Origin of the sequence: Streptomyces sp. TRM68367, assembly GCF_014495685.1 — a bacterium.
Lineage (GTDB): Bacteria > Actinomycetota > Actinomycetes > Streptomycetales > Streptomycetaceae > Streptomyces.
Genome location: NZ_JACTVI010000163.1, coordinates 1 through 9,892, shown reverse-complemented (window position 1 = coordinate 9,892; position 9,892 = coordinate 1). Strand labels below are relative to the sequence as shown.

Annotated in this window: 1 pseudogene; it reads left to right on the top strand. The window is 71.2% G+C overall.

Going from position 1 to position 9,892, the window contains the following annotated elements:
• A pseudogene (locus tag H8R17_RS42955) lies at window positions 1–9,892 on the top strand (hypothetical protein); the annotation flags it as partial.

Here is a 9,892-nt window from a genome sequence, read left to right as displayed (position 1 = left end):
GGCGGCGGACGCGGTGCCGTCGCTGGCCGGGAACCCGCTGGACGACGCGGCGCGGATGTACCGGTCGATCCCGGGTGTGCGGCTGTCGGAGTTGCGTGACAAGGTCGGCGAGGACGGCATGCTGCCGCACGAGGCCGTCTACTGGTCTAGGGTCGTCACCCCGCCCGAGGACGGCGGCTTCGCGTCGCCTGAGGACACCAGGGTGCTCATGGCGGAGGAGCGCCGGAGGATCTTCCAGCGGCTCATCGACCTGCCGCCGAGCCAGTGGGGGCGTGTGGAGTACGTCGACCGCTGGCTGCGCGAGAACGGCATGACGCCGCGACAGGTGGTCGAGCGGCTGAGCCCCGCCCACTTCGTCGCCCTGATGGCCTACACCAGCCCCGCGTACAAGGTCATGAACGGCATGCTCAAAAACACGGGCGGGTCCAGCCGCGCTGCGCTGCGCATCGCGGTCAGGGCGTTCATCGACAGGCTCCTCGGAGAGGAGGAGTACCGGAACGCGCAGGACACCCTGGCGAAGGTGCTGGCCGTGCTGAAGGACGGTCCGGACCTCGACCGGCTGTTCAGCACCCCGCTCGCGGAGACGACGGCCGAGGAACGGGCGCGGCTGCGCGAGCGGCTCCAGGACGCCGCGGAGAAGCTCGTGCCGCACTACGAACAGGAGATCCCGCTCCACACCGCGATGCTGCTGGACGCGCTGTCGCTGCTGCCGCCCGCACTCGGCGAGGCATGGCGGGCCAAGTCCTACCTCGAGCTCTCCTTCGCGTCGTTCACCAGCTTCAGCCGGTCCCGTCGTGAGGCCGAGTACTTCTTGGGTTCGTTCGCCGAGCAACCCAAGACCCACCCGGTACTGATGCAGGGCAAGCTCAGGGGGAACCAGGGCCGGGACATCTCGGCCTTCTCCACGAACCCGCGGGAGCAGGAGGTACTGCTGCTTCCCGGGAGTCGGATGGAGATCAGCTCCCGCCGGATCGTCCCCAACGAGGACACCTACGGCTACGGGTACGAGATCAAGGAATACGAGCTGATCGAGGCCGTCGAAGAGGCGCCGGAGTTCCCGGTCCTCGACCTCGGGGCAACCGCGGTCGAAGCGCAGATCCAGGCCGCCGGGCTCCGCGATGCCCTCCAGCGGCTTCCCGGTTCCGGTCCCGTGGTGACGCGCGGCGATCTCCAGCCGCTCGCGAGGCGGACCGGCGCGGCGGACGGCCTGCAGGTGTGGCGCCTGGCCGGTCTGGCCAGTGAGATCCATGGGGGCACCGAGCACCTTACCGTCGAGGCTCTGGCAACCGTGCGTCGCACCGCGGACCTGGCGCGCCGGGTCCTGAACCTCGACGCCGACCAGCCGGTCACCGGCGAGCACCTGAACGCCTTGGTGCGCCGTCTGGACCGCGCCGCCCCGGATACCCCGGTCGAGCCGGACGCACGTATCCGGCTGCTGAACCTGGTCGCGGCCCTGCAGACGCCTGGCCCGGTCACGTACGCGCACCTCGCGGACCGGTGGCAGACGCCGGATGCCCGGCAGCCGGTGCAGCCGTCGCGGGGGGCGGCTCAGGGCGACGCGCGGGAGCTGATGTACCCGGTGACGGATCCGCTGCGTCCGGAGCAGCGGCCGCATCAGCTGGCAGACGCGCCTGGCGACGCGCGTACGTCGAAGGTGCCGCCGCGGTCCGCGCAGGGGGTGCCCCCCGAGGTCCGCCGGTTCGCGGAGCAACAGTTCGGCAAGCTGGACGAGCCAACGGCAGGTCAGCTGTGGGCGGAGGCGTCGCGGATCACCGCGGAGCACCACCTGTTCCCGCTCACGGTCGCCGAGGGCGCCCGGGGCCTGCTGGAACGTGACCCCGAGCAGTACTGGGCGACGATGCGTGTGGCACACGTGCTGCACCAGTACGCGGACACGCCCGACCGGCTGGACCGGGCGACAGCGGCGGCCAGGGATCTGGCCGCGCAGCGCGGTGCCGGCACCGGCTCTGCGCGCGAGGGCCTGCTCGGCGGGGTCGCCGCCCGCATGGCCGAAGCCGTGCGGGAGACGCCCCTGGTCCGCGAAACCGGGGTGGTGGAGGCACCCGAGGCCCGCCAAGCACGGGATTCCCGCGTGCCGCAGGCGGACTCCCTCAAGACCTTCCTCGCGAAGCTCGAGGGCACCAGTACGTCCGCCGAGGTCCCCTCACCTCACGCGGTGGCGGGGGCGGTTGGTGTGGCGCCGGTCGCCGACCTGGTGCCGGACGCCTCCCTCGCGCCCGCTACCGACCGCGGCCTGCGGGCGTTGTACGCGGACAAGACGTACGCCCCCACGGCGCGGGAGTTCGAGAAGCGGCTGGGCGCGTACGCGTTCCGCCAGCCGAGAGCGCTGGAGGCGGTACGGCAGGGCGTGGCCCGCCTGTTCGACGTACTCGCCCAGGCGCATCCCGACCTGAGCGAGGATGAGATCGCGAAGGTCTTTTTCGCCGGCGACCTGACGTCGGCGGGTCAGATCGGTGCCGACCACGGGTTGTCCGCTCTCCAAGAGCTGCTGCAGCGCGGCAGCGTACGGGAACTGATGACGGCCTTCTTCAACGCGGCCATCGAGAACAGGTCTCCGTTGACTCTCAGGTCACTGCTCCACGCGATCGCCGACTCCGGCGACTGGGCGAAGGCGGAACGCCTGGGCCTGGACGTGCGGTCGCTGCGGGACCAGGACGCCTACCTCGGGAGCGATCTGCGCGCCCGGTTGCGTGCCGCGGTCGAGCGGGTCGCGCCGGACAAGGCGGCGATGTTCGACAAGGACTTCTTCGGTCTCGGGAACCTGGCGGCGCAGGCGCCGTCCTGGAAGCAGGAGGCCGCGAAGTACTGGGGCGACCAGTACTTCAGGCACCGCCTGCCGCGTCCGGAGGCGGACCGGCTGAAGGGGGACAACGCCGCCACGCCGAGCGAATGGGCGCGTCTCCGCGTCGGGCTGAGCGAGCGCGAGGTGGCCTTCCTCGCCGCCAACCAGGGTGCTCTTCAGGTCCTGGGCTTCCGTACCGAGAAGGTGCCGCTGGAACAGGTGCCCTTCGACGAGCAGGGTGCGCCGCTGCTGGACGAGTTGCGTGCGGCTCCCGGTGTGCTGGGTGTCGAAGTGCACTACGACGCGCCGGAGGGCACCAAGGGCCGGACGGTCACCGGGATTACCCGGATCGTCGAGGAGCCCACGGCCGTCGAGAAACCGCGCGCCGGCGACCTGGCTCGGGGCGAGCAGGGTCCGGAACTGCCCATGAGTTCCGTCTCGGGCAAGGCCCGGTTCACACTGGACGAGTCGTCCGAGCTGTTCCGTGAGATGCACGGCAGGCGGGGCATGCTGATGACGGCGGGCGTCTCCGGTACCGCCGCGCGGATCGGCAACGCCTTCAAGCTGCTGCATGTTCCCGGTCTGGACGCGGAGGGCCTGACACTGGCCCTGATCGGCTGGATGCTTCCGCTCCAGGACCATTCGCTGTACGAGATCCTGGCGGGCCTGCAGACGGCGCACGTCGTGCCGTCGCTGGCGGCGAACCCGTTGGACGACGCGACGCGCATGTACCGGTCCGTTCCGGGGGTGTCGTCGGTCGAGCTGCGGGATCGGGTCGCGGTCGACGGCATGCTGCCGCACGAGGCCACCTACTGGTCCAAGTTCTTCACTCCGGTCGAGGACGGGGGCTTCACCGGGCTCGAGGCGTTCGGGCTACAGCTGGTTCAGGAACACAGGAGCGATTTCGAGCGCCTCATCGACCAGCCGCTGCCCGATGACCCGGATCAGGACGGATGGGCGGAGGACTGGCTGCGCCTGAACGGCATGACGTCGCGCCAGCTGCTGGAGCGCCTGACCCCGGCTCACTTCGCCGCGCTCGCGACGTACAGCAGCGCGACCTACCAGCTGATCAATCCGCTGATCAAGTCCGATCCCATCGAGGCTGGTTCGGCACTGCGCAGCCAGGTCGAATGGCTCGTCGAGGAGCACCTCCGCGATGGGAGCGGTCTGCCTCCCGCGCTGCGCGATCAACCGGAGTTCGCTGCTCTGACGACTGTGAGTCCCCGGGGCATGGACCGCGAGCAACTGGAACAGCACCGTGCGCGGTTCCAAGCGGTGGTCGAGCGGCTGCTCCCCGTCGTCGAGCGGGAGATGGCGGCCCACGCCGCGATGCTGCTGGACGCGTTGGAGCAGTTGCCGCCCGCGACTGGTGAAGTCTGGCGCGGTACGCGCCTGGTGGGTTACGAGGGCACGGAGCTCTCCTTCGACAAGTTCGCCAGCTTCAGCAGGGACCGTGAGGCAGCAGCGGACACCTTCCTGTTTGCGAGGAAGGCCCCGCTGCAAGGCTCGCACCGCGTCCTCCTCCGCGCCGAGCTCAGCGGGAACGCGGGCCGGGACATCTCGGCCTTCTCCCTGAACGAGGACGAGCAGGAGGTGCTGCTGCTGCCCACGGCGCGCCTGAACATCACCTCCCGGGAGGTCCGCGAGGGGGACGGCAGACGCGCTTACGAACTGGTTGAGGCCGTCGAGGAACCGCCGGAGCTCCCGCACGGCGCGCTGCGGAACGCCTTGCAGCAGATCGCCGGTTACGGCTCGGTGGTCAAGCACGACGATCTGCTGCCGCTGGCCGGCCGGATCGGCGTGGCGGACGGACGGCAGGTCTGGCATCTGGGCCCGCTGGCCGGTGAGGTGTACGGCGGGCCTGAGCACCTGACGCTCGAGCGCCTGACGGACGTACGCCGTACGGCGGATCTGGCTCGCGGCCTTCTGCGGGTCGGCCCGGACAGGCAGATCGCCGGCACGCACCTGGACGCGCTGGTACGCCGCCTGGACGGCCTAGGGGCGATCACCCCGGTCGACGAGGGTGCTCGGGCGCGGCTGGTGGCACTCGTCCGTCGACTGGAGACCTCCGGACAGCAGGTCACGTATACCCGGCTGGCCGACGCGTGGCAGCGGACGGTAGCGGACGCGCAGGGCCAGGAAGGCCGGGCCGGGGAGAGCCCGGACTACGCCGGCGACTTGTCGGCGCTGCCGGACCTCAAGCGGTTCGTGGCGGCGCTGGGCAAGCTGGACGAGCAGGCCGCCGGGGAGCTGTGGCGTGAGGCGGCGCGGATCACGGCGGAGCACAACCCGTTCGACCTGACGGTGGCCGAAGGTGCCGGTTCACTGCTGGAGCGGGACTCGCAGCAGTACTGGGCGACGCTGCGTGTGGCGCAGGTGCTGCACGAGTTCGCGGGCCGGGCGGACCGGCTCGATCGGGCGGTCGAGACGGCACGGGAACTGGCCGCGCGTCGGGGTGTCAGTGCGGTGCGGGAGCGGCTGCTGGGCGGCTCCCCCGACGTCGTGGTCGGCGAGTCCAGCGGGTCCGGAGCGACGACGGAGTCCGACGTGCCCATGAGCGAGGCCGCGTCGGTTCCGGACGGCTCAGAGGTGTTCCGCGAGCGCCCGGGGTCGCTGAGCGTGCTGTACACCGACCCGGCGTATGTGCCTCTGGCCCAGGCCTTCGAGCAGAGGCTGGCCGAGTACGCGTCCAGTCACCCCAGGGCACTGAAGATGGCACAGGTCACTGCGAGCGTTCTCTTCGAGGTGCTCTCCGAGGCGCATCCGGACCGGGACGAGGAGGAGATTGTCCAGGTCTTTCGCCCGGCTGATCAGATGGCGGCGGATCAGGACCAGGCGGCCGGCTGGCCGACCGATCTGTTCGAGCTGCTGTCGCTGGGCCTACCGGATGTGATGGCGGCTGTCCATCACGCGGCGCTCGCCAGTGATTCACCGTTGGCCTTGCCGGCGTTGCTGCGTGGGATCACCAGCTCGGGTGACTGGGCGAAGGCGCAGGAGCTGGGCCTGGACGTTCCGGCGCTGCGCGAGGGCGCCACGGCCGCACCCCCGACCGAGCGCGCGTCGCGGACGGCGGCGGAGCTCGGCCACCTGCTCAGTGTGCTGAACCTCTCCCGCGAAGACGGTGAAGGGTTCGCGTTGGCCCTGATGGGGTGGCTGCTGCCGCGCGGAGAGGAGTCGCTCTACGAGGTTCTGGCGGGTCTGCGGACGGCGGGTGTGGTGCCGGCGTTGGCCGGGAACGCGTTGGAGGACGCCGCGCGGATGTACCGCTCCATTCCGGGGCTGGAGCTCAAGGAGGTCCGCGACGAGATCGCTGCCGACGGCCTGCTGCCGCATGAGGCTGTTTACTGGTCCAAGGTCCAGGACGGAACTTTCGCCGAGCCCGCAGAGTCGATGCTGCGGCAAGCCATGCGGCGAAGGCAGGAGTTCGCCGAGCTCGTCACCGATCCTATGGGCGATCTGGCATTGTCCGACATAGAGGACGAGCCGTCGGTCGAGCGCTGGTTGCTCATGCACGACGCGGCGCCGGAGAAGGTGCTGGAACGGCTGTCCCTGCCGCATTTCGTGGCCCTGATGGTGTACACCGGGACGGCTTCCGCGCTGATCAACACCGTGCTCAAGTTCGGGCCCGCCGAGGTCCGGCCGGAGCTGCGCAAACGGCTCAGGCGGACCATCGACGAGCGTTTCGGCAAGCCGCTCACGAACATCACCTCCGTACTGACCGGTGACCCGGTCGCCGGGGCGATCCTCGCCGACCGCCACGATCTGACGGAGGAGGCGAATGCGCGGTACACGGAGGAGCTCTACACCGTCGCCGAGAGGCTGCTGCCCGCCGTCGAGCGGGAGATGGCGGCCCACGCCGCGATGCTGCTGGAAGCGCTGGAGCAGTTGCCGCCCGCGACCGGCGAGGTGTGGCGCGGCAAGCGCTCGGTGAGAGAACTCTTCGCGGGCACCGGTCATGGCGACCCGGCCGAATCCGGCCGCTTGGAGTTCTCCTTCCCGGCGTTCGCCAGTTTCAGCCGCGACGAGGACGTGGCCAGGGACTTCATGCGGCACAACCTCCTGCCCGGAGAACGGCCCGTGCTGGTCCTCGCGCAGCTCAGCGGCCACTGGGGCCGGGACATCACGGCGTTCTCGGCCCAGGACGAAGAGGACGAGGTGCTGCTGCTTCCCGGGGCCCGGCTGAAGATCGAGGCCCGGTCGCCCGACACCGACGACGAGGTGGGCGACTACGAGCTGATCGAGGCCCGGGAGGTGGCGCCTCCGTCGGCGGAGCTCCAGCGGTTCGCGAAGACGTTCGGCAAGCTGGACGAGCCGACGGCAGGTCAGCTGTGGGCGGAGGCGTCGCGGATCACGGCGGAGCACAACCCGTTCGACCTGACGGTGACCGAGGGCCGCGGTTCGCTGTTGGAGCGGGACTCGGAGCAGTACTGGGCGACGATGCGAGTGGCCCAGGAACTGCACGAGTCCGCGGGCGACGCGGACCCGACCCCCCGTGCCGTCGCGGTGGCCAAGGCCCTTGCCGCGGAACGGGGCGTGAGTGCGTCTCGGTCCGGGCTGCGGGGCGGTGCCACCGACACCACGTCCCAGTCGCGGCCGCCCCGTGTGGTGCCGGAGACCGCGTCGGCCGAGGGTGCGGGGACAAGCGCGGGCAGGAGCAGCGGTCCGACGCGACGGGGTTCCGTCGCCGAGGACCAGGACATCGCGCGGCCCGGCACCGGTCACGGCGACCGGAACGACACCGAGTCGGGACAGCCCCGCACGCAGACGTCCGAGCAGAGCCAACGGGAGGCCACGGTTGAGGCACCGTCGGCCGAGGCGAGGCGGGAGCAGCCCGCTGAGCCGGTGGCGTCCGGCGGCGTCGCGGAAGAGGTGCGGGAGTTCCCGCAGGCGGAGTCCGGTGCCAGGCAGCGGGCGGTCTGGCGGCCGGGTCTGCCGACGGTTTCCGAGCAGCTGCCCATGGTGCCCGAGTTCCGGCTGGTGGTGCCGTCGCCGGAGGTGGTCGCCCGGTACGAGCTGCTGAATCTGCCGGTGCTTCCGGAGGTCGTGGGCCGGGACATGAGGCCGGTTCCCGGCTGGACGGTGACATCGCGGGCCGATGGCGGCTACACCGTTGCCCAAACGTCGGGGGACGTTAGGTGGCACCACAGCGAGGACCTGTTGCCGCAGGCGCTGGACGTGCGGTTGGCGGGGACGGCGCACTTCCTGCGTACGGCCGTCGGCGAGGGAGGGCGGGTGGTGTCGGTGGTCGGCGAGGACGGGACGGCGGCGGACGGTTACCAGGTCCAGGAGGCCCGCGACGAGTCCGGTGCGCTGACCGGGGTGTCGGTCGGTGCACCGGGGGACGAGCTGGGCTGGCACTTCGACGGCAACGGTGTGCCGCGGGACGTCGAGGTGCCGCTGACCGGGAACCTGGACGGGCACCTGGCGGGCGCGCGGATCCGGCTGCGGCGTGTCCTGGGCTCCGACGGTGCGCCTGCCGGGGTTGCGGCGGAGCTGGACGCCGACGATCCGTGGGTCTCGGCGTCGCACGGGGTGCAGCGCAGGCCGGACGGCCGCCTCGTGCTGACCGACCACGTCACGGGCGATGAGCTGAGGTTCCGTCGGGACGGGTCGCTGGTGTCGGTGCGCCGTGGCGGCGAGACGCCGCTGCGCAGGCGGCTGCGGCAGGTGGGTGAGCGACTGTTCCCGTCGCTCACGCCGTTGGTGGAGCCGGAGAACGAACTGGGCACCGTGGGTGTCGAGTACGAGCCGGAACTGGCGCGGATCTTCGAGGAGACCCTGCCCAAGTCGGCGGCCTCCGGTGCCGTTCGCCGCGCACTGGATCCTCGTCTGCTGCCGTTGATCGTGGCGGACTCGACGGAGATTCTCGCCCGTTCGCAGATGGATGGGTTCACGCATCCCGATGGCCTGGCGGAGCTGCGGGCCGCAGTGCACGAGCAGGTGTGGGCGGATGCGCGGCGGGCGCTGGAGGAGATGGAGGCGTCCGGGGCCGCTTCGGGTACCCATGACGGTTTCACCGTGTCTCCTGTCGAGGTCGACGGCGGACGCCAGGTGGTGCACGAGGCGACGGGCCTCACGACGATCTTCGGACCCCCGCGCGAGGGCCTCCCGCGCGAGGTGCTCTCGCACGAGGTGTACCTGCACGAGGCGCCCCCGGAGCTGGCAGGGGTGCGGGTCCAGGTCGCCCACGACCCCCACGACGGCAGCTTCGTGGGATTCGGGCTGGTGGACAACCCGGAGTCGCGCTTCATCTCCGACGCGCCGGACGACGAGCCGGAAGAAGACGGCAATCCCCGCGCCCGGTTCGTCATCCACGACACGCTCACCGGCAAGCGGTACGTCTTCGGCGCCGAGGGCACGCCCGCCGAGGACCCGCGCCCGCAGGAGCTGGCCGCTCCCGCCGCCGACGACGCGCCGTTCGACATCGAGCGCGCGGAGCAGATGCAGCTGGCTCATGGGGGTCCGGCGGTAGGCGGGGACCAAGCTCTGCGCCCGTTGTACGCGGACGCGGCGTACCTGCCGAAGGTCAAGGAGTTCGAGGAGCGGCTGGCCACGTTCGCGGCCGGACACCCCAGGGCGGTGGCGGCAGCCCGGCAGGGTGTGTCCCGCCTGTTCGAGGTGCTCTCCCAGGCGCACCCCGAGCGCAGTGCGCAGGAGATCTGGCGGAACTTCCGCGACGACGGGGCGTCCGGGCCCCAGGAGCTGCTGGAGCGCGGCGATGTCCGCGAGCTGATGACGGCACTCTCCAACGCGGTCTCCGCCGAGGATTCGCCGTTCACGTCGGAGTCGCCGCTGCTGGGCCGGCCGGTCCCGACGGCCGGGTCGCTGAGCGGCCGGGGCATCCCGCTGGCCACCGGGGTGTCCGAGACAGCGGCACAGATCGGGCACGCGTTCAAGGCGCTGGTGCCGGACGGGGATGCGGACGGGCTGTCGCTGTCGCTGCTGGGATGGCTGCTGCCCACCCGAGGCCACTCGGTGTACGAGGTGCTGGCGGGCCTGCAGGCGGCGGACGCGGTGCCGTCGCTGGCCGGGAACCCGCTGGACGACGCGGCGCGGATGTACCGGTCGATCCCGGGTGTGCGGCTGTCG